General features: G+C 62.4%; 16 protein-coding genes and 1 pseudogene. 9 read left to right on the top strand and 8 right to left on the bottom strand.

From position 1 onward, the window contains the following. Window positions 1-115 precede the first annotated feature (115 nt). Window positions 116-406 (bottom strand): annotated as a pseudogene (locus VGP39_RS28205) (formylglycine-generating enzyme family protein); the annotation flags it as partial. A 438-nt stretch (window positions 407-844) separates the two neighbouring features. Between VGP39_RS28205 and VGP39_RS19930 the strand changes: the two are divergent. Continuing rightward, entirely contained in the window at window positions 845-2,440 is a 1,596-nt protein-coding gene (locus VGP39_RS19930; RefSeq protein ID WP_327569814.1) for a hypothetical protein, read from the top strand. A gap of 365 nt (window positions 2,441-2,805) precedes the next feature. Here the strand turns inward: VGP39_RS19930 and VGP39_RS19925 are convergent, their stop codons facing one another. Beyond that, complete coding sequence (locus VGP39_RS19925; protein WP_327569813.1) at window positions 2,806-2,946, bottom strand: formylglycine-generating enzyme family protein; 141 nt, start codon at window positions 2,944-2,946, stop codon at window positions 2,806-2,808. Window positions 2,947-3,378: 432 nt separating this feature from the next. On the opposite strand from VGP39_RS19925, the gene VGP39_RS19920 reads away from it, so the two are divergent. Both VGP39_RS19920 and VGP39_RS19915 read left to right on the top strand, forming a co-directional pair. Continuing rightward, the gene (locus tag VGP39_RS19920) at window positions 3,379-4,596 is read left to right on the top strand and encodes a PHB depolymerase family esterase (RefSeq protein WP_327569812.1); all 1,218 of its coding nucleotides are present in this window, start codon (window positions 3,379-3,381) and stop codon (window positions 4,594-4,596) included. A gap of 142 nt (window positions 4,597-4,738) precedes the next feature. Next, entirely contained in the window at window positions 4,739-7,237 is a 2,499-nt protein-coding gene (locus VGP39_RS19915) for a PAS domain-containing protein (protein ID WP_327569811.1), read from the top strand. Window positions 7,238-7,418: 181 nt separating this feature from the next. Here the strand turns inward: VGP39_RS19915 and VGP39_RS19910 are convergent, their stop codons facing one another. Then, on the bottom strand, window positions 7,419-8,168 hold the full coding sequence (locus VGP39_RS19910; RefSeq protein WP_327569810.1) for a hypothetical protein: 750 nt from the start codon (window positions 8,166-8,168) through the stop codon (window positions 7,419-7,421). 212 nt (window positions 8,169-8,380) lie between these two features. Further along, window positions 8,381-9,049, bottom strand: a complete 669-nt coding sequence (locus tag VGP39_RS19905; protein ID WP_327569809.1) for an MBL fold metallo-hydrolase — start codon at window positions 9,047-9,049, stop codon at window positions 8,381-8,383. A gap of 147 nt (window positions 9,050-9,196) precedes the next feature. Here VGP39_RS19905 and VGP39_RS19900 point away from each other — a divergent pair, with 147 nt between their 5' ends. Continuing rightward, the gene (locus tag VGP39_RS19900) at window positions 9,197-10,813 is read left to right on the top strand and encodes an alpha-amylase family glycosyl hydrolase (protein WP_327569808.1); all 1,617 of its coding nucleotides are present in this window, start codon (window positions 9,197-9,199) and stop codon (window positions 10,811-10,813) included. A gap of 118 nt (window positions 10,814-10,931) precedes the next feature. Here the strand turns inward: VGP39_RS19900 and VGP39_RS19895 are convergent, their stop codons facing one another. Continuing rightward, window positions 10,932-12,620: an alpha-amylase family protein gene (locus VGP39_RS19895; protein ID WP_327569807.1), complete on the bottom strand. Its 1,689-nt coding sequence runs from the start codon at window positions 12,618-12,620 to the stop codon at window positions 10,932-10,934. 172 nt (window positions 12,621-12,792) lie between these two features. On the opposite strand from VGP39_RS19895, the gene VGP39_RS19890 reads away from it, so the two are divergent. Next, complete coding sequence (locus tag VGP39_RS19890) at window positions 12,793-13,278, top strand: MmcB family DNA repair protein (RefSeq protein WP_327569806.1); 486 nt, start codon at window positions 12,793-12,795, stop codon at window positions 13,276-13,278. Between the two features lie 38 nt (window positions 13,279-13,316). Here the strand turns inward: VGP39_RS19890 and VGP39_RS19885 are convergent, their stop codons facing one another. Together VGP39_RS19885 and VGP39_RS19880 are read right to left on the bottom strand one after the other, a co-directional pair. Further along, complete coding sequence (locus VGP39_RS19885) at window positions 13,317-13,871, bottom strand: ActR/PrrA/RegA family redox response regulator transcription factor (protein WP_327569805.1); 555 nt, start codon at window positions 13,869-13,871, stop codon at window positions 13,317-13,319. Window positions 13,872-13,963: 92 nt separating this feature from the next. Further along, entirely contained in the window at window positions 13,964-15,289 is a 1,326-nt protein-coding gene (locus VGP39_RS19880) for an ActS/PrrB/RegB family redox-sensitive histidine kinase (protein ID WP_327569804.1), read from the bottom strand. 241 nt (window positions 15,290-15,530) lie between these two features. On the opposite strand from VGP39_RS19880, the gene VGP39_RS19875 reads away from it, so the two are divergent. The 4 genes from VGP39_RS19875 to VGP39_RS19860 all read left to right on the top strand — a co-directional run bounded on the left by VGP39_RS19875 (window position 15,531) and on the right by VGP39_RS19860 (window position 19,683). Then, complete coding sequence (locus VGP39_RS19875; protein WP_327569803.1) at window positions 15,531-16,319, top strand: ABC transporter ATP-binding protein; 789 nt, start codon at window positions 15,531-15,533, stop codon at window positions 16,317-16,319. Continuing rightward, on the top strand, window positions 16,316-17,143 hold the full coding sequence (locus VGP39_RS19870; protein WP_327569802.1) for an ABC transporter permease: 828 nt from the start codon (window positions 16,316-16,318) through the stop codon (window positions 17,141-17,143). Before VGP39_RS19875 ends, VGP39_RS19870 begins: the two co-directional genes overlap by 4 nt. 125 nt (window positions 17,144-17,268) lie before the next feature. Then, window positions 17,269-18,597 (top strand): polyhydroxyalkanoate depolymerase, encoded by a 1,329-nt coding sequence (locus VGP39_RS19865; RefSeq protein WP_327569801.1) that lies wholly within the window; start codon window positions 17,269-17,271, stop codon window positions 18,595-18,597. A 246-nt stretch (window positions 18,598-18,843) separates the two neighbouring features. After that, a complete protein-coding gene (locus tag VGP39_RS19860) occupies window positions 18,844-19,683 on the top strand; it encodes a SprT family zinc-dependent metalloprotease (RefSeq protein WP_327569800.1) in 840 nt (279 codons plus the stop codon). Window positions 19,684-19,830: 147 nt separating this feature from the next. On the opposite strand, the gene VGP39_RS19855 is transcribed toward VGP39_RS19860, so the two are convergent. After that, the gene (locus tag VGP39_RS19855) at window positions 19,831-22,014 is read right to left on the bottom strand and encodes a PBP1A family penicillin-binding protein (RefSeq protein WP_327569799.1); all 2,184 of its coding nucleotides are present in this window, start codon (window positions 22,012-22,014) and stop codon (window positions 19,831-19,833) included. Between the last annotated feature and the right edge of the window lie 2 nt (window positions 22,015-22,016).

Raw genomic sequence — 22,016 nt, 5'->3', positions numbered from 1 at the left:
GATGACGACCTTCGGTCCCTTGCTGGCGGTGCCATACGGCCGCCTGGATAACTGTTGAATGCGTCGTAATTGGCGTTCTGCGCGGAGATGGTCTTTCCGAACCAGGGCGCGGGTAATACTCGCGCTCGGATTCGCTCGGCAGCCGGTAGGTTCGGCTCACCTTGCGCGACAGCCATGCCAGATAGGATTTCGCCGATTCGAAGTTGATGCCGTGGGCAGGCAGGCGGCCGCGGCCGAACACGCGGTCGTCGCCTTTGACGCCATTGCAGCCGTCATCGGCAAGGCAGGCATCCCATTCATCGAAGCTGATCGTGAAGCGCCCGACCGCGAACGGTTTTGCAATGGTCACCTTGTGAACCGGGTCTTCGCCCTTGATGCGATACGGCTCGTCGGCCGGCGTTCCCATCATGAAAGAACCCCTCGGCACCACCACCATTTCGACGTCCGATACTGATCCGCGCTGGGGATATCGGTTTTTGTCTGCTTTCTCAGCTATCGGCTTTTTGAAGGGCCTCTGATCAGAATGGCGCATCAAAATTTTCATTTTGAAGGCGCTTCCCGGACTACCGCCAAATCTCAGCCTGCCGCGGCCCGATGTGATGGCCAGCCAATCCGGCATTTGTTGCGGAATTTACACCTTGGGGCGCTTCGGCTAAGGAGCGTTCCGATATCCGGGGGCTGCGATGTATCTGAACCGATCCGGTTCCACTTCTTCACCACAGTTTTCCGGTTGGAGCATGCGCGGCCTGCTTCAGCATCTCGCAGAACTCTCGAGCGGCGGGCCGAACGTTCACCGCTCGCTGAGTAGAGCATCGTCATGACGCGATCAAAGCGGACTGGCCTTTTGCTGTTCTTTGTCTTCCTGGTGCTGGCATTCCGCCTCCGTCAGGAAGATCTGGAATTCGTGGTTGAGCCGGATTTCAGCTGGAAATTGATCGATATTTGGAAAAACTTCTTTTCGACGTTCGATATCAGCCTTCTACCTCAAACAGCTCCATACGTTTACCTCGACGGGCAATTTATCGCTTACAGCGCTTTCGACGGGCTATTGCGCCTGGCCAGCAGCCACATCGTGGCGCTCCGCTCGTATTTTCCCAACGACCTGAGTTATGCCCTCGGCGCGGCGCTGCTTGCCAACATCCTGGCCTATGCGGCGGCCTGCACGATTTTCTATGCCGCGATGTATCGGCTCACCGGATACATTTCGATTTCCGTGCTGATGGCGATCGGGCTTTTTCTGGCGCCGCAGATGGTCGAAATAAACATGGGCCGCGTCGACTTCCTCGTCACATTTCCGCTGATGGTCATTTTTTACTGTTCCTGCGTTCTCGCAATCGGGCAAGAGCGCAAACGGCACGCTGTAGTGCTCGGACTGGCGCTGGCCTTCGCAGCCACGATCAAGCTTAATGGATTATTCCTTGGTGTTTTTCCGGCCATAGCGGCGCTGGCCGCCTTCCGCTTCACGACGATCAAGCGACTGGTTTTTTTCGCCGCCATCGGCTTCGCATCGTTCTTGCCGGCTTTTTTGTTGCTGATGCTGAGATATTTTTACCAGCTCACGCCCCTCGGAATCATGCAGCACTACAAAGACTCGGTGGCACAGGTGAGCGCATGGAGCTCGTTAACCGTCGGGGCTTCCCCGTTGTACTACAATATCGACCTGATGATGGGGCACGGCACCGCGTTTATTGTCCTCTACTTGGCCTGCGCAGCGGCGACCCTGGTTATCGCTATCGTTCATCGTTCCAGACCGGCTATTTTCCTGGCGCTGTTGTTCGTCGTCCTTTCTGTGGCGGCGGCGGCCGCTTCGCTAAAATACCAGCGCGGCGGATACCATCTGCTGCCGGTGTTCTTTGCCGTTGTCGGGTTCGGCGCCGCGCGGCTTCTCAGTTCATCTGCACATCGGCTTGTCAAAATCGCAGCCATCGCCGTTGGTGGGTTCGCTTTTGCATCGGGCATTTTCTATTCTTCCGGAATCTACGCCGCCGCCGTCGCCAAGCGAAAATCAGAAATCATTGGCATTCAACTCCTGAAACGAGAACCGCGCGATTGGCTTCGGTCCCACGTCCCGCCCGGCACGACAATTTGTACTCAAACCGATTCATCGTGGACACTGCCGCCGCTCGACGGCTTTCATGTAACGGACGGACCTCTCGCGATTGCATATCTGGACCCTGCGGCACTTGCCACTTCCGCGCCTCCAGGTCTTGAAGAAGTGAGGATGAAATGCCCGATTGTCATGACATCGGACTCGCATCGGAACTTTTATCGCAATATATTCAACTTAATAACGAAGCGCGCACCGGCCGACTCTGCGGCCAAGTGGGACGCATTCTTTGCGGAGCTCAATGAACGTTACCCGCCGACCGTGTTTCGAAGCCCGGTTGCATTGCGGGTGAAGGTGAAGGAAATATACCTCAACGATTTGAGGGATAAGTGACAAGGCGCTCGGACTTCTTTCAGCCTGCCTTGAGAAACAAAACATCGACATAGCCCTTCCCGCCACGCTCGCATGCCGGCGACGACACTCGTTTCGTTGCGGTAGCCGGACCGTTGCGTCAGCGCCATCCCGATCCAGCCAGCCGCGCAGCATGCGCTTGCTGCAGTCGCCTTCCAGCCATGGCGAGCCGTCGGTCGGCGTGTCCTCGTTGTAGCGCTTGTTGTAGCAATCCTCGGTCCACTCCTCGGCGTTGGGCAGATAGAAGTCGACTGGTTTCGGGCCTTGCTGTCTGTGCCATAAGGCCCACCGGGGTAACTGTTGGAGGCGTCATAATTGGCGTTCTGGGCGGAAATGGTCTTGCCGAATCAGAATGGCGTCGTGGTTCCGGCGCGCGCGAAATATTCGCGTTCGGATTCGCTGGGCAGCCGGTAGGTGCGGCCCACTTTGCGCGACAGCCACGCCAGATAGGATTTTGCCGCCTTGAAATTGATGCCGTTGGCGGGCATGCGGCCGCTTGCTGCGGCGCTGGGGACTTAAGCTTGACGGGTTTTGCTTTGGCCGAGGCATCGCCGGCCAGCAAGCGTGAGCATTGCCGCCGCGAGCGCGGCGAGCAGCTTCGATGGGGCAGTCATGGGTGATCCTTCGAGAGGGGCAACTGGAAGTTTGGTCGCGCGCAAGCGGAATTGCGTTCAGGCGCGGAATGGCGTCGTGCACTCACATTGCAGGTAGACGCCGCGCCGGGTTGGATCGACAGCAATGAAGAAAATCAAAGATTTCGATTCGTTCGGCGATTCGAGCTGACGTTGCCGCGTCACCGTATGAACCGGTTAGCCGTTACCGCCAGATTCCTGGGAACTGACAGCACACGGCCTTTTATTTTGCAGTGCAGCAACTAATTGATGAGGGTGAGGTTATAACTTTCTCACAAAGGAGCTGCCGTGTCCCTCGCCGATAACATCGAATTTCTAAAGCGCCTGCCAAAACTGAACGAACTCAAAGCCTTGAATGGTCTGGCGCGGGGCTTCAATCGCCCGGGCGGAACCAGCCGGCTGACCGAAACCAGCGGCTTCGGCAGCAATCCCGGCGATCTGAGGATGTTCTCGTATCTGCCCGGCGACCAGCGGGCGCGGCAGAGATTGCCCCTCGTCGTGGTGTTGCATGGATGCACCCAGAATGCCGCGGGTTACGACGTCGGCGCCGGCTGGTCCACGCTCGCCGAGCGCTACGGCTTTGCGCTGCTGATGCCGCAGCAGAAGACCTCAAACAACGGCAACGGCTGCTTCAACTGGTTCAACCCGGAGGACACCGTGCGCGACGGCGGCGAAGCCTTTTCGATCCGGCAGATGATCGCGCGGATGACGCGCGATCACAGCATCGACCAGGATCGGATCTTCGTCACCGGCCTTTCCGCCGGCGGCGCCATGACCACGGTAATGCTGGCGACCTATCCGGAAGTGTTCGCCGGCGGCGCTGTCATCGCGGGCCTGCCTTATGGCATCGCCACCAATCTCCAGCAGGCCTTGAGCGGCATGTACCAGTCGCCGTCGCGCCCGGCGCGCGAACTCGGCGATCTCGTGCGCAACGCGTCGTCGCACAAGGGCCCGTGGCCAAGACTTTCGGTGTGGCACGGCAGCGCCGATAAAACCGTCAATCCGTCCAACGCCAGCGAGATCGTCAAGCAGTGGCTCGATGTGCATCATCTGCCGCCGGCGCCGATGTCGCAATCCACGGTCGACGGCTATCCCCGCGCGCTGTGGTGGAATGCGGACGGCAAGACGCTGGTCGAATCCTACACCATCACCGATATGGCCCACGGCACCCCGCTCGGGATCGCCGACAATGATGAGCGCTACGGCGCCCAGGGCGCATTCATGATCGAGGCCGGAATTTCGTCGTCGTATCACATCGCCAGTTTTTTCGGCCTGATCGATCGGGTTCACCAGCCCAGCGAGTTCTCGAAGCCGGTTGCGGCTGCGGCGATTACGGTGGCGCCTCCCGCGCTTGCGCCGCCGTCCGCTCCGGAACTCAACGCGATACCCTGGCCGATAGCTGTGTCGCCGCGCCATGCCGAGCCCCGCCAGCCGCCGCGGCGGCCCGCGATCGACGTCAGCGCGGTCATCACCCGGGCTCTGACCGCCGCGGGCCTCATGAAATAACGGCGCGCGCAGCAATCCCGAATTTTGTTCCAGCATTGCGAAAATAAACCGGAACCGAACGCGAGGCGGCGCGTTGCAGCGTTGGTGACAGGCGGGCTAAGTTCCGGCTGGTGTTTTGGTCGGGCTGGCCAGATTGTCCTGAATGCTTGACTTCCATCGAGTAAAACTTGCGGATTTTCTCGCCGGCGGCGGGGAAATGGGCGCATTGATGCGGGCCCACGACTGGTCCGCGGCTCCGATCGGACCGCCGGATGGCTGGCCCCAGAGCCTGCGAACGGCTGTGCGCATTGTGCTCAACACCAACCAGCCGATGTTCATCTGGTGGGGCCCCGAGCTCATTCAGTTCTATAACGACGCCTACCGCCAGACCATGGGTCCGGAGCGGCACCCGAGCGCGCTCGGCCAGCGCGGCCGCGACTGCTGGGCCGAAATCTGGCCCATCATCGGCCCCCAGATCGAACAGGTGATGAGCGGCGGCGGCGCGACCTGGCATGAGAATCAACTGATCCCGGTCACGCGTCACGGCAGGCTCGATCAGGTCTGGTGGACCTATGGCTACAGCCCGATCGACGAAGCCGACGGCGTCGGCGGCGTTCTTGTGGTCTGCCGCGACGTGACGAAAGAGCACCTTGCTGCCGAGGCGTTGCGCGAGCGCGAGGCCGAGCTTGCGCGCGTGCAGCAGATCGGCCGGATCGGCGGCCTTGAAGTCGATCTGCGCACCGGCTTCCGCAACCGTCGTTCGCCGGAATACTTGCTGATCCACGGCCTGCCGCCCGAGGCGGTCAACGAGACGCACGAAGACTGGGTGCGGCGCATTCACCCCGACGACCGCGAAGCCACCGAAAAAAAATTCCGCGACGCCGTCGCCGGCGCCGTTCGCGAATATACCGTGCAGTACAGGATAGTCCGGCCGAGCGACGGTGAGTTGCGCTGGATTTCGGTCAGGTCCACGATCGAGCGCGATGAGGACGGCAAGGCCGTGCGTCTGGTCGGCGCCCACGCCGACATTACCGAACAGGTCGACGCGGAGCGGGCGCTGCGGCAGAGCGAAGAGGAATATCGCAAGCTCGCCGACCAGCTCGCAAGCCTGAACGCGACGCTGGCCGAGCGGGTCGAGGAAAAAACCCGCGAACGCGACCGCATCTGGAATGTGTCGCAAGATTTACTGCTGGTCGCCGATCGCAATGGCATCTGGCAAACGGTCAATCCGGCCTGGACCAGGACGCTCGGCTGGAGCGACGCCGAACTGTTGAACCGGTCCTCGCAATGGCTAGAGCATCCCGATGACGGCGGAATAACCCGGCGGCATGTCAAACGACTGAGTGCCGACGATACCACCGTGAGATTCGAAAGCCGGTTCCGCCACAAGGACGGCTCGTATCGCTGGCTGTCCTGGACCGGCGTGTCGGACAAGGATCACATCTATGCGGTCGCCCGCGATGTCACCGCCGAAAAGGCCGCGACTGACCGGCTGAAAGCCACCGAAGAGGCGTTGCGCCAGTCGCAGAAGATGGAAGCGGTCGGGCAACTAACCGGCGGCATCGCCCATGACTTCAACAACCTGCTGACCGGAATCGTCGGATCGCTGGATCTGCTGCAGACCCGGCTCGATCAGGGGCGGACCGAGAATGTCGCGCGTTACATCCACGCGGCGATGACGTCGGCCAATCGCGCCGCGGCGTTGACGCACCGATTGCTGGCGTTTGCGCGGCGTCAGCCACTGATACCGAAATCCGTCGACGCCAATCAGCTCGTGGTGTCGCTGGAGGATTTGCTGCGCCGGACCATCGGCGAGACCATCGACCTGGAGATCGTCGCACCCGCCGGGCTGTGGTGCACGCTGTGCGATCCGAACCAACTCGAAAGCGCGCTGCTCAATCTTGCCATCAACGCGCGCGACGCCATGCCCGATGGCGGCAAGCTCACCATCACATGCGCCAATACACGGATCGACGACATCACCGCCGATACACCGGCGCTGCTGCCGGGCGACTACATCCGCATCGACGTGTCGGACACCGGCACGGGCATGAGCCCGGAAGTGGCGGCGCGCGCCTTCGACCCGTTCTTCACCACCAAGCCGATCGGGCAGGGCACCGGGCTCGGACTGTCGATGATCTACGGTTTTGCCCGGCAATCCAACGGCCATGTGCTGATCGACAGCAGGCTGGGCGCGGGCACGTCGGTCAGATTATATCTGCCGCGCCACCACGGCGAGGTGGCCGCGGAGCGGATCGTTTTGGCGTCCGCCGATCAGCATGCCGCGGCCGGCGAAACCGTGCTGGTGGTCGAGGACGAGCCGGTAGTGCGCGGTGTCATCATCGAGATGCTGCAGGATCAGGGCTACCGTGTGCTTGAAGCCGTCGATGGGCCGGCGGGGCTTCGCAGCCTGCGGCTCAATCAGCGGGTCGATCTCCTGGTGACCGACGTCGGCCTGCCCGGCATGAACGGCCGCCAGCTCGCCGATCAGGCCCGCGAAACCCGGCCCGATCTGAAGATCCTGTTCATCACCGGCTATGCCGAGAACGCCGCGATCGCCAAGGGCTTCCTGCAGCCGGGCATGGAGATGATCACCAAACCGTTCGACCTCGATAATCTGTCGCAGCGGGTTCGGGAGATGGTGTCGGGGTCACCTGCCTGAGTCGTCCCTGCAAGGAATCTCTCTCCTTCGTTCCCCGGACGCAGCGCAGCGCGTAGCTCTTGCGAAGCGGTGCGCTGCAGAGCCGGGGTCCAGCTTGCTTGCTTAACCGGGGTCCCGGCTCTGCGGAGCGGCATGAAGAATGCCGCACCGCGTCCGGGACACGATCCTGGCGGAGTTTGGGCTAATCCGGATACTCGTCCGAGCCCTGCACCCAGAGAAACGACTGCATGTCGATCATGTCGCGCGGGCGCAAGTCGCCGATGTCGCTACGCACCCGCCGCACAAACGCCAGCAGGTCCTTGTACAGCGGCCACGACGGCCGCGACGCATAGGGTAATTCCACGCCGTAGCGCCACGCGGCTTCCCGTGTCACCGTCGGCTTCAAGAAGAAATGCGTATTCGGTTGCGCGATGAAGCCGAACACGGTCACCAGCGGCCAGGTCAGCACCCGGGTCTTGCGGCGGGGCAACCGCGCGATCGCCTCCACCCAATTGCCAAACCGCACCTCCACCGGGTCTGCGCCATGAAGCAAATCGAACAGCGCCAACGCGAAGGCCTTTGCACCCGCAGGCGAGCGGACCGCATCGCGCAGCGCCATTTTTTCAAATGAAAAAAGCAGGTTGGTCCGGGATTCGATCCTGATCGCGGCCGCCGCGATCTGTTCAAATTTCTTCTTCTTGATAAGACCTTCAAAGGCGGATTCGCCAAGCGCCTCCTCCCAGCGCCTGTGCGCGTTCCATTTATAGCCGCGCTCCAGATCGAGATAGTCCCCGTCGCGAAAGCCACCGGGAAACACTCTCAGGAACTTGCGGCGCGCCCTCAACGCCTCGCGGGATAGAACGCCGCGTTTTTTCGCCGCCGCGGCTTTCGAGCGTGTTCGCCGGCTGACCGAACGCGCCGGCCGAGGCAAAACTTCGCGACGGAGCTGCACTTTGGCCATTCCGGTCAACGCGCCAGCGAAACTCCCGTTCCTTCTGGGGAGCCGTTATTGCGAGGCAACGGGTCGGCGCGGAGCGCCGCCCGACGACAGGCTCCGCGAAGCAATCCAGAGGCCGCAAGGAAGACTGGATTGCTTTGTCGCGGAGTTTATCATCGGGCCGGCCAAAAGCCGGACCCGTCGGCTTCTCGCAATGGCGAAAGGCGCTACATCGTCCCGTTGATGAACGGATTGCTGATCCGCTCGTGTCCGATGCTCGAGCCCGGGCCGTGGCCGCAAATAAAACTGACGTCGTCGCCGAGGGGGAGCAGTTTTTCGGTGATCGATTTGATCAGCGTTTCGTGGCTGCCGCCCGGCAGGTCGGTGCGGCCGACCGAGCCGTTGAACAGCACGTCGCCGACATGGGCGAAGCGCATTTCCTTGTTGAAGAACACCACGCTGCCCGGCGAATGGCCGGGGCAGTGGAAAATGTCGAAGGTCAACTCACCGATGCGGACCTGTTCGCCTTCGTCGAGCCAGCGATCCGGGACAAAATTGCGCACGCCGGTCATGCCAAAACTCCGCCCGCTCATCTCGACATTGTCGAGCAGGTATTTGTCGGCCCTATGCGGCCCCTCGATCGGCACCTTCAGCGCCTCGCGCAATTCGGCGGCGCCGCCGACGTGGTCGATATGCCCGTGGGTGAGCCAGATCTGCTCGACGCTGACCTTGGTCTGCTCGATCGCCGCCAGAATCTCCGGGACGTCGCCACCGGGATCGATCACCACGGCTTTCCTGGTGGCCTCGCACCACAGCAGCGTGCAATTCTGCTGAAACGGCGTGACCGGAATGATCGCCGCGCCGGCCTTTGCCTTGGTTTCGGTTTGGTCTGTCATGGTCGCACAATGCCGATTTTTTGCTGGGTGCCAAGGGGAAATTGCGCGGGAACTGCACGCCCGCGACGCCATGCTTGAAGGTGGATTGAACTCGCTTCGAACTCGGGCGTTGCCCTTCGCATTCGACAATGATGGTCTGGTTTCCGAATGAGCGACCGCGCTGACATCTGGTGGCGAAACGGCGTTTTCTACCAGATCTATCCCCGTTCCTTTCGGGACTCCAACGGCGACGGTGTCGGCGACATCAGGGGCATCATCGAACGGCTGCCTTATGTAAGCGCGCTCGGGATCGACGCGATCTGGCTGTCGCCGATCTTTCCCTCGCCGATGGCCGATTTCGGTTACGACATTTCGGACTATGTCGGGATCGATCCGCTGTTCGGCACAACAGCGGATTTTGATGCGCTGGTGAGCGCCGCGCACTCCGCGGGCCTGAAGATCATCCTCGATCTCGTGCCCAATCACACCTCGGATCAGCATCCCTGGTTTGTCGAAAGCCGCAGCTCGCGCGAAAATCCGAAGCGCGACTGGTATCTGTGGCGCGATCCGCAGGCGGGCGGCGGCGCGCCGAACAACTGGATGTCGGAATTCGGCGGCAGCGCCTGGGCGCTCGACGCCGGCACCCGGCAATATTACTATCACGCCTTCCTCGCGCAGCAGCCCGATCTCAACTGGCGCAACCGCGAAGTGCGCGCGGCGATCTACGACGTCATGCGCTTCTGGCTGCGCCGGGGCGTCGACGGTTTTCGCGTCGACGTGATCTGGCATCTGATCAAGGACGAGCAGTTTCGCGACAATCCGCCCAACCCGGCTATTCGCCCCAATCGTCCGCCGCACGAAAGCCTGCTGCCAATGTACACGGCCGATCAGGCAGAGGTGCAGGACGTGATCGCGGAAATGCGCGGCGTGATCGATGAATTTGACGATCGCGTTCTGATCGGCGAGATCTATCTGCCGTTCGAGCGGCTGGTCGCCTATTACGGCAAGGATCTTTCGGGCGCGCATCTGCCGTTCAACTTCGCGCTGCTGTCCGCGTCCTGGAATGCGCGTGCGATCGAGAAGATCATCGCCGAATATGAAGCAGCACTGCCGCCGGGCGCCTGGCCGAACTGGGTGCTGGGCAATCACGATCGTCCGCGGGTTGCGAGCCGGGTCGGGCGGGACCAGGCGCGGGTCGCGGCGATGTTGCTGCTGACCTTGCGGGGCACGCCGACGCTGTATTACGGCGACGAGATCGGCATGTGTCAGGTCGCCATTGCGCCGGATCAGGTGCGCGATCCGTTCGAGAAGAACGTTCCGGGCATCGGTGTCGGCCGCGATGGTTGCCGCACGCCGATGCAATGGGATGCGACGCCTCATGCGGGTTTCTCGATTGCGCAACCGTGGCTGCCGTTGCCGGACGATCATGTACAAGAGAACGCGGCCAACCTTGCCGCCGACAAGCAATCCATCCTGAGCCTGTATCGCGCGTTGATCAGACTGCGGAAAGAAATGCCTGCGCTGGTATCCGGCGCCTATGTTCCGCTCGCGGCCGAAGGCGAACTGTTGCTGTACAAGCGGCAGGACGGCGAAGGCTCGCTTCTTATCGCGCTCAATCTCGGTGACCAACCTTTATCGGTTCGTTCCGACACCATCGGCCTCAGCGGCGAAATCCTGCTGTCGACGCTGATGGACCGTGAAGGCGAGGCGATCGGCGAGACCCTGGAGCTGCGCGGCAATGAGGGTGTGATCATCCGCCTGCCGCACACACCGCCGTCATCCTAGGTGCTCGCCGTTCTTCACGGCGAGCCTCGAAGGATGGGCAACAAGCGCTCGCGGCTATCCTTCGAGCGCCGCGCAATTGGGCGGCTCCTCAGGATGACGGCGGTGATTGTGGCAAGGGTCACGACGGATGCTTGACCTCACGATCGATGTCGCTGCGTTTCAGCAGGTAGTCCAGTCCGCCGCAGCGGTACCAGCGATAACCATAAGCCTCCAGCATCAGTGTGTGCTTACCGTTCTTGCCGGCGCGGCTGTGATCTTCCGACAGCAGGTTGATCAAGAGCTTGCCCTCTTCTCCCGTGAGGCCGACGGCGAACGAGATTTCGCGCGGCCTCTCATCGAGATTATGCACGAACAACACCGAATTGTTGCGCCAGTCATAGCGCATGATGAAGATCGCCGGATCGCGCGCCGAGATCACCTTGAAATCGCCCCAGCCGACTTCCGGCACCTCCTTTCGCATCCGGATGATGCGCTCGGTCCAGTTCAGCAGCGAATTCGCATCGCGCCGTTGTTTTGCGACGTTGACGTGATCGTAGCCGTAAGGGCCCTTGTCGATCACCGGCGAACACGGCCTGTCGCTCTTTGTAAAACCGCCATGCGGCTCGGTCGACCATTGCATCGGCGTGCGCGCGCAGTTGCGCTCGGGCAGACCGAGATTGTCGCCCATGCCGATTTCGTCGCCGTAGCGGATCACCGGCGTGCCCGGCAGCGTGCACATCAGGCTGTAGGCGAGTTCGAGACGGCGGCGGTCGCCACCCAGCATCGGCGCCAGCCGCCGCCGGATGCCGCGATCGTAGAGCTGCATGTTCTTGTCGGGACCGAAGGCCTTGAACACCGTACTGCGCTGGGCCTTTGTAAGACGCCCGAGATCGAGTTCGTCGTGATTGCGCAGAAACAGCCCCCATTGCGCGGTTGCCGGCCGCGGCTTTGTCGCGCCGAGCGCCTTGGCGAGCGGGCGCGAGTCCGACGCCGCCAGCGCATAGAACAGATGCTGGTTGACCTGAAAATTGAATATCATGTGCATGCGGTCGCCGTCATGGCCGAAATATTCCATGTCGGTTTCCGGCAGCACATTTGCCTCGGCCAATATGATGGAGTTGCCTTCGCGCCACTGCAGAAACTCCCGCAACGACCTCAGCATGTCATATTGCTCGACCGGCTTTCGGACCTTCGCGCCCTTGGTCGAGATGACGAACGGCACCGCGTCCATCCGGAAGCCGGAGACGCCGAGCTGGATCCAGAACCCCATGATCTTCAGGATTTCCGCATGCACCTCCGGGTGCGAGGTGTTGAGGTCGGGCTGGAAATCGTAAAAGCGGTGGAAGTACCAGGCTTTTGCCTCGTTGTCGTGCGTCCAGGTTGATTTCTGCACGCCGGGAAACACCATGCCCGTATTGGCATTGGCCGGCCGCTTGTCGGACCAGACATACCAGTCGCGATGCTTCGATTTCGGATCGCTGCGGGCGTGCTGAAACCAGGCGTGCCTGTCCGAGGTGTGATTGACCACGAGGTCGATGATGACGCGCATGCCGCGCTGTTCTGCGCCGTGGGTGAACTCGACAAAGTCGCCCAGCGTGCCGTAGCGCGGATCGACGCCGTAATAGTCCGAGATGTCGTAGCCGTCGTCCTTGCCGGGCGAGGGCTGAAACGGCATCAGCCAGATCGCGGTAACGCCGAGGCCATGCAGATAATCCAGTCGCCGCAGCAGTCCCTTGAAGTCGCCTATGCCATCGCCGTCGGCATCCATATAGGTGCCGACGGAAAGGCAGTAGAAAACCGCGTTCTTATACCAGAGATCATCGATCATGCGGGGAGCGCCCCTGATCCAGCTGCCACCGGCTACCAAGCCGGCTAGGCTGCTCTGGGTTCCCGACGCCTCGCCTTGCCCTGGCTGGGTTCATTGCCGCCTATCAAATCATCACACTTTGTCGTGGTTGCTTGTTTGTTCTCATCGGGAAAATCGGTTAAGCTTCGTGGCAATGGAATCGCAAGCCGTTCATCTCTCTGTTGTGCCCCCGCCGGACCGCCGTCAGTCCGAGACGGCGCTCGCGATCGCGCGCGGCACGGCGCGGCTGCTGCGCTCGCTGGGATTTTCCTGCATCAGCGAGCTGCCGCTGCCGTCGGGCCGGCGCGCCGACCTGGTGGCGTTGAACGAGCGCGGCGAGATCTGGATCGTCGAGATCAAATCCTCGATCGAGGATTTGCGCGCCGACCAGAAATGGCAGGATTATCGCGCGCATTGCGACCGGCTGTTCTTTGCCTTCACGCAGGATCTGCCGTGCGAGATTTTCCCCGCCGATACCGGCCTGATCGTCGCCGACGCCTATGGCGCGCATCTGCATTGCGAAGCGCCGGAGCATCGCCTGCCGGCGCCGACCCGCAAGCTGATGACGATAAGGTTCGGGCTGGCCGCCGCGCAGCGGATCAACCGGCTGATCGATCCGCAGGGCCACGGCGAGTTTTGATGTTGCACCTCTCCCCGCAGGGGAGAGGTAAGAAAGCCTCAGCGCGGCGCGCGCTTGGCCAGGATGCGCTGCAGGGTGCGGCGGTGCATGTTCAGCCGCCGTGCGGTTTCCGAGACATTGCGATTGCACATCTCGTAGATGCGCTGGATGTGCTCCCAACGCACGCGATCGGCCGACATCGGATTGTTGGGCAATTCCGACTTCTCGGTGCCGCTCGCCAGCAGCGCTGCCACCACATCGTCGGCGTCGGCAGGTTTTGACAGGTAATCGACCGCGCCCATCTTCACGGCGGTGACGGCGGTGGCGATATTGCCGTAGCCGGTGAGCACGATGGCGCGCGCATCGGGGCGCTGGCGCTTCAGCGCCGATACGACGTCGAGGCCGTTGCCGTCGCCAAGCCGCAAATCCACCACCGCGAAGGCCGGCGCCGCCTTTCCGATATGCGCAAGGCCTTCCGAAACGCTCTCGCATGAGGTAACGTTGAAGCCCCGGGTTTCCATCGCGCGCGACAGGCGCTCCAGGAACGGCTTGTCGTCTTCGACGATCAGCAGCGAGCGGTCTGTGTGGCCTGTCAGTTCGGCAATGGCATTCACGTCGGAATCCTCTGGTTGGGGCACCCTACCATATGGCGCGGCAGCACGGTGCTGCCAAGGCCGCACAAAGTTGAGCACGGGCCGGCGCAACTTTAGTTCGCCGATTCGCTAACGATTTCAGTGCTTTCGAAACGATCGCGAGGCCACGCGATCTGCACCACGGCGCCATGGTCCGGAAATGTGCGGTTGGTGAATGACACCTTTGCGCCGGTGCGCTCCAGCAGCGTTCGTGCGATGAACACGCCGAGCCCGAGCCCGCTGCGCTCGCCTTGAGCGTCGTCCGCGCCGCGGCGCCGCGACAAATAAGGCTCGCCGATCCGCTTCAGTACATCCGGCGCAATGCCCGGCCCATCGTCGGAAATGACGATTTCGACGGCATCGGCATTCCACCAGGCATTCACTTCCACCACCCCGCGCGCGAAATCGACGGCATTTTCCAGGATATTGCCGACGCCGTAGAGGATCGCCGGGTTGCGTATGCCCACCGGCTCGCTGGCGCCGGCGACCGCGATTCTTACCTTGATCGCGATGCCGAAATCGCGGTGCGGCGCCACCGCTTCCTCGATCAAGGTCGACAGCGGCATGCGGTCGAATGGCGCGCCGGTCGAGGACAGTTGCGTGATCTTGGCGAGAATATCGCGGCAGCGCTGCGCCTGCTCGCGCAGGGTCTTGAGGTCGCCGGCCAGCGCGCCGTTGTCCCGCACTGACTTTTCGAGTTCGCGCGCAATCAGAAAGATGGTCGAGAGCGGCGTGCCGAGCTCATGGGCTGCTGCGGCGGCGAGGCCGTCGAGCTGGGTGAGGTGCTGCTCGCGGGTCAGCACCAGCTCGGTGGCGGCGAGCGCGTCGGACAATTTGCGCGCCTCTTCGGTGACCTGGAACGCATAAAGGCTGGTGACGCCGATCGCGAGCACGATCGAGAGCCAGACCCCGAACAGATAGATCGGCGGCAGCTCCAGCGGCTCTTCGCCCTCCCAAGGCAACGGCAGATGGAAAAACACCAGCACGGAGGCGCAGGCAACGGCGAGAATACCGAGCGCGATGGTCAGGCGGATCGGCAACGCCGTCGCCGAGATCAGCACCGGCGCCAGAAACAGAAACGAGAAAGGATTTTGCAGGCCGCCGGTAAAATACAGCAGTCCCGCCAGTTCGGCGATGTTCAATGCCAGCAGCGCCGCGGCATAAACCGGCTCCAGCCGCTGCATCGGATCGAACGCGATCTGCAGCACGAGATTGAGCAGCGCCGACAGGCCGACGATGGCGACGCAGGGGATGATCGGCAGATCGAAGTTGAGCCCCTGCACCACGACAAAAATCGCCGCCAGCTGCCCAAGCGCGGCAAGCCAGCGCAGCCGCAAAATGGTGTCCAGACGGACATAGCGGCGCGGATGGCGGAAATCGGAGGCTGCGACGTCGGTCATTGAGCAGAGTTTAGCCGCGCGATCGGCGGATCACAAATTGCCTCTCGTGCCCCGGACGCAGCACAGCGCGTAGCACTTGCGAAGCGGTGCGCTGCAGAGCCGGGGCCCCGGGTACGAGCGCGCAAGGAGCGAGGTCCCGGTTCTGCGAAGCAGCGCTTCGCAAGGGCTACGCGCTGCATCGCGCCCGGGACACGTGCGAAGCCTTGCGCTTGCCGCGACTATGGCCCAATGAACGGCCCGCATGACGATTCAGGAAACATCGCGGGCCGCCTTGCCCGATCCAACCGGATCGGCGGCGATCGAGGCCGAGCATCTGGTCAAGGTTTACAAGACCACCCGCGCCGTCGACGATATATCGTTTCGTATCGCGCGCGGCAGCATCACCGGGTTGCTCGGCGGCAATGGCGCCGGCAAGACCACCACCATCGCGATGATCATGGGGCTGGTGCTGCCGACTTCGGGGCGCGTGCGAGTGCTGGGCGCTTCGATGCCCGAGCAAAGCGCCGAAGTGCTGGGCCGGATGAATTTCGAAAGTCCGTATGTCGACATGCCGATGCGGCTCACGGTGCGGCAGAATCTCACCGTGTTTGGCCGGCTCTATGCGGTCAGGAATCTGCGCGAGCGCATCGAGGCGCTGGCCGCCGATCTGGACTTGAGCGAGTTCCTCGACCGTCCCAATGGGAAACTATCCTCCGGGCAGAAGACGCGGGTGGCGCTGGCCAAGGCGCTGATCAACCAGCCCGAACTGCTGCTGCTCGACGAGCCGACGGCGTCGCTCGATCCGGACACCGCCGACTGGATCAGGCAGCATCTGATTTCCTATCGCAAGGCCAACAACGCGACCATCCTGCTGGCGTCCCACAACATGCTGGAGGTCGAGCGGCTGTGCGACCGCGTCATCATCATGAAACGCGGCCGCATCGAGGATGACGACAGCCCCGACAAGATCATGCTGCGCTACAACCGCGCGACGCTGGAGGAGGTGTTTCTCGACGTCGCGCGCGGCCGCGCCCAGGAAAGCGCGTCATGAGCAGCCTCCGGACCATCGACCGCCACCGGGGCATCGCGCCGCACCGCATCGGCGCGATGATCCTGCGCTACTGGTATCTGCTGATCTCGTCATGGCCGCGGCTGCTCGAACTGCTGTACTGGCCGGCCCTGCAGATCGTGACATGGGGCTTTTTGCAGACCTACATTGCGCAGAATGCCGGGTTCTTCGCGCGCGCCGGGGGGACCTTCATCGGGGCGATCATCCTGTGGGACATCCTGTTCCGCGGGCAGCTCGGATTTTCGATCTCGTTTCTGGAGGAGATGTGGGCGCGCAATCTCGGCAACCTCATGATGAGCCCGCTGAAGCCGATCGAATTTCTGATCGCGCTGATGATCATGAGCCTGATCCGGCTCGCCATCGGCGTCATCCCGATGACCCTGCTGGCGATGGTTTTCTTCGACTTCAATTTCTACAGCCTCGGCCTGCCGCTGATCGCGTTCTTCTGCAATCTCATTTTCACCAGCTGGTCGCTCGGCATTTTCGTGTCCGGGCTCGTGCTGCGCAACGGGCTGGGCGCCGAGAGCATCGTGTGGACGGTGATGTTCGGGATATTGCCGCTGGCCTGCGTCTACTATCCGGTGAGCGTGCTGCCGTACTGGCTCCAACTCCTTGCGTGGACGCTGCCGCCGACCTATGTGTTCGAGGGCATGCGGGCGCTCTTGATCGACCAGGTGTTTCGCGCCGACCTGATGATGGACGCGTTGCTGATCAACGCGGTGCTGTTGATTGTCTCATTCGCGATATTTCTTGGGCTTTTGAACAGCGCGCGGCGGCACGGTTCCTTGATCCAAAGTGGCGAATAGCGGCTTTTGAGCCACAATCATGGGGCCATGCGCCGATTACCATATGAATAAGGTGGTCAGCTCATTGACGCTTTACTACGCAACCACCACTATATTGCGACGCAAAACCGGGTTTCGAGGAACATATGCCGATTGGTGAGTTTGGCCGGCCGCCGGCCCTGCCGGGTGAAGGCAGTGCGGCGCTGACGACGCCGATGTACTGGATGTACGAGATGGGGCAGGCCTCGCTCAATCCGGCGCGCGCCGTGACCGACGCCACCAGGATTCTGTTTCAGAATCCGCTCAATCCGTGGTCGCACACCGATTTCGGCAAATCCATCGCCGCGGGCTGCGAGTTATTCGAGCGCACCACGCGCCGCTACGGCAAGCCCGAATGGGGCCTCCACGATACCGAGGTCAACGGCGTGCGCACGCCGGTCGAGATTCGCACGGTGTGGGAAAAGCCGTTCTGCCGCCTGCTGTACTTCGATCGCAAGTTGACCCGGCCGTTGCGCGCGCCACAGCCGCGCGTGCTGATCGTGGCGCCGATGTCCGGCCATTACGCAACGCTGCTGCGCGGCACGGTGGAAGCGTTCCTGCCGACCCATGAAGTCTACATCACCGACTGGTCCGACGCCCGCATGGTGCCGCTGGCGGAAGGCCGTTTCGATCTCGATGACTATGTCGATTACGTCATCGAGATGCTGCACGAACTCGGCGGCAATATGCATATTATCGCGGTGTGCCAGCCCTCGGTGCCGGTGCTGGCCGCGGTGTCCATCATGGAAGCCGAACACGATCCTTACGTTCCGATATCGATGACGCTGATGGGTGGTCCCATCGACACCCGCCGTAATCCGACGGGCGTCAATAACCTCGCCGAGGAAAAAGGCATCGAGTGGTTCCGCAGCAACGTCATCAGCAAGGTGCCGTTCCCGCATCCGGGCTTCATGCGGGACGTCTATCCGGGCTTTCTGCAGCTCAACGGCTTCATCACCATGAATTTCGACCGCCACATGGACGCGCACAAGAACCTGTTCAAGGATCTGGTGAAGGGCGACGGCGATCTGGTCGACAAGCACCGCGATTTCTACGACGAATATCTCGCGGTGATGGATCTCACGGCCGAATATTACCTGCAGACCGTCGATGTGGTGTTCGTCAAGCATGCGCTGCCCAAGGGGGAGATGACCCATCGCGGCAAGCCGGTCGATCCGTCGAAAATCACCCGCGTCGCGCTGATGACCGTGGAAGGCGAGAAAGACGACATCTCCGGTCTCGGTCAGACCGAGGCCACGCACGCATTGTGCAGTTCGATTCCCGATAATCGCCGGGTGCATTACGTGCAAAAGGGCGTCGGACACTATGGCGTTTTCAACGGTTCCCGATTCAAGTCGGAGATCGTGCCGCGCATTTCCGATTTCATGCTGTCGGCGGCCAGCGTTAAGCTGCCGCTGGCGGCCGCTGCGGAATAGCGCGCGACAAAACCATAGCTGAATCAAGCGTCGGCCGGTTTTCAGCGGTGAACGGCGGGTTGATTCGACGGCGGTCGCTTAAGCCGCTGAAATCGCCCGCGGAAATGCCGGCCTCGAATATCTTGAAAGAATGAGTAATCTTTCATTGTTTGGAGCCCCGAATTTGAAGGATTTGAGGTAAAGTTTTTTGTTCCGGACCCCATCCGGTAGAGCGCTTTTGGCCATGTGCCCCTGTATATTGGGCAAATGATTTGTTTTTGCGCCGAGCGATTTCACTGGCGGCGGATATGGCAGAATCCGGGCGATTTCCCGCTGTCCGGACTAGCAGACATGGCCGCCCGCGCCCTCCTTTACCGACGCCCCGCCGAACCTTCCCGCCTCCTCGTCAAGCATGGCTCGCAAATCTATTCGATACGTTTGCGACGGCATCGCCGCGCGCGGCGCTACACATTGCGCATTCATCCAAGCGATCGCGAGGCGATCCTGACCATGCCGCCGCGCGGCACGCTCGCCGACGCCAAAGAATTCGCGCACCGCCATGGCGCCTGGATCGCCGCACGTCTTGGCCGCTTGCCGAAGGCAGCGCCGTTTCTTCCGGGCACCGTGGTTCCATTGCGCGGCGTCGCGCACCGGATCGTGCATCGCTCAGGTCAACGCGGCTCGGTCTGGACCGAGACGCGTGACAGCGGCGAGCGCATTCTCTGCGTGGCCGGAGGTGTCGAGCATATCGAGCGCCGCATCGGCGATTATCTCAAGCGCGAAGCCCGCCGCGATTTGCAAAAAGCGGCGCAGTCCTATGCCGCAGCGCTCGGTGTCCGGGTAAAACGGCTGTCGATCCGCGATCAGTCGAGCCGCTGGGGTTCGTGCACGTCCGCAGGATCGCTGTCGTTCTCGTGGCGGCTCATTCTGGCGCCGCCCTTTGTGCTGGATTATCTCGCCGCCCACGAAGTCGCGCATCTGGTCGAGATGAACCACTCGCCGCGGTTCTGGAGGGTGGTCGCGCGGGTCTGCGACCACGTCGAGCGCGCCAAGACCTGGCTCGATACGAGCGGCAACGACCTCCACCGCTACGGGGTGCAGGATTGAGGGCGTCGTGTCCCGGACGCGGTGCGGCATTCTTCATGCCGCTCCGCAGAGCCGGGACCCCGGTTTAGCGAAGATAGCTGGGCCCCGGCTCTGCAGCGCACCGCTTCGCAAGAGCTACGCGCTGCGCTGCGTCCGGGGCACGTGCCTCTACCGCCCGAACAGCCGATCCATCAACCAGCCGTCGAGTCCGCTGGCCGCCTCGGGCCGCACCGAGGTTCGCGTCGGCGCGGGCCTGCCTGAACTCCCCGGCGCATTGACGGCCGGCGTGGGCTGCGAGTTGGCTTGCGCAAAATTCGGCAACAAACCGCCGGCTTGCGCGCCCGGCAATGCCGCCACCGCCACGCCCTGATGCGCGGTCTTCATGAACCGTGTCCAGACCTCGACCGGCAGGCCGCCGCCGGTGGCCTTTTTTGTCGGCGAGTTGTCGTCATTGCCGAGCCAGACCCCGGTGACGAGGTTGGCGGTGTAGCCGATGAACCAGGCATCGCGGAAATCCTGGCTCGTGCCGGTCTTGCCGGCGGCGGACCAGCCGGGAATCTCGGCTTTTCGCGCGGTGCCGCTGACTAGGGTTTCCTGCATCATGGTGTTCATCATCGCGACATGGCGCGGAGCTATCGCCTGGCCGAGTTGATCGACAGGCCGCGCATAAAGCACCTTGTTGCCTTCCACGGTGCGGATCCTGTTCACGACGTGCGGGGCGACGCCTCGTCCGCCATTGGCGAACGGCGCGTAAGCGCCGACCAGTTCGGTGAGCGAGACTTCCGAGGTGCCGAGCGCGATCGAGGCATTGGCGTCGAGTTTTGATGAAATGCCGAGCCGGTATGCAGTGCGTGCCACGTTTCTCGGCCCGACTTCGAGGCCGAGCCGCACCGCCACAGTATTGAGCGACATCGACAGCGCCTGCGTCAGCGTCACCGCGCCGAAATATTCGTGAGTATAATTCTCCGGTTTCCAGCCCTTGACGTCGAGCGGCGCATCCTGCCGGATCGTCTCCGGCGTCATTCCGGCTTCGATCGCGGTGAGAAAGACGAACGGCTTGAACGCCGAGCCCGGCTGCCGCTTCGCGGTCACCGCGCGATTGTACTGGCTGTCGGCATAATTGCGGCCGCCGACCATGGCGCGCACCGCGCCGTCCGGCGTCATCGCCACCAGCGCGCCCTGGCTGACATTGAATTTCACGCTTTTTGCCGCAAGCTCGTCGATGATGGAGGCTTCGGCGATGGCCTGCAGTTTCGGATCGATCGAGGTTTCCACCACGATGTTCTGGTCGATCTGGCCGACCAGGTCGTCCAGCACTTCGCCGATCCAGTCCGCCACATAATTGACGGTGCCGGCGCCGGGCGCCTTCACATTGTAGGAAGGATGGCCGATCGCGACCTGCGCCTGCGGTTCGGTGATGAACTTTGCGTCCGCCATTGCGGTGAGCACGGTCTGCGCGCGCTTCTCGGCGCCTTCGGGATTGCGGTTCGGCGCCAGTCGCGACGGCGACTTGACCAGGCCCGCCAGCATCGCGGCCTCGGGAAGCGTGACGTTTTTCGCCGACTTGCCGAAATATCTTTGCGCCGCGGCCTCGACGCCATAGGCGCCGGAGCCGAAATAGACGCGGTTGAGGTAGAGTTCGAGAATCTCGGTCTTGGAATGCTTGCGTTCCAGCCACAGCGCGAGTTCAACCTCCTGCAGCTTGCGCAGCATGGTGCGCTCCTGGGTCAGAAACAGGTTCTTGGCGAGCTGCTGCGTCAGGGTCGAGCCTCCCTGGCTGACGCCGCGATGCATCACGTTCGCCACCGCCGCGCGCGCGATCCCCAGCGGATCGACGCCGTAATGCGAATAGAACCGGCGATCCTCGATGGCGATAAAGGCCTTCGGCAGATAGGGCGGCAGGTCCTTGAGCGAAATGTTGCTGCCGGCCATTTCGCCGCGCGTCGCCAGTACGCTGCCATCGAGGCCGGTGATCTGGATGGTCGGCGGACGCTTCGGAATTTCCAGCGACTGGATCGCGGGCAGATGCGCGCCCGCCCAGACCACGGCGCCGACAACCGCTATTCCCGCCCACAGGCCGAGCACCGCGCCCCAATAGAACAGTCGATAGACGCCGCCGCGCGCGGCGCCCTTGGATTTGCGTTTGCTGCCGCCGCGGCCGGCGGGCGGCTTGCCGGCGCGCGGCGCACTGTTGTCCGGGCCGGCCGCCTTGCGCTTCGTGGTTTTATTCTTCGGCTTGTCGTCGGCGACCGTCACGCGATCCTGCGGGCCGAGACGCAATTCGGCCAACGATGCGGCGAGCCCGAACATCGGCTCCCGGCGTCCGCCGCTGTTTTTCCGTCCCCACGCCATAT

It is taken from the genome of Bradyrhizobium sp. (assembly GCF_036009065.1).
Classification (GTDB): domain Bacteria; phylum Pseudomonadota; class Alphaproteobacteria; order Rhizobiales; family Xanthobacteraceae; genus Bradyrhizobium.
The sequence above is the reverse complement of the archived record's forward strand: the minus strand, read 5'-3'. Positions and strand labels throughout refer to the sequence as shown.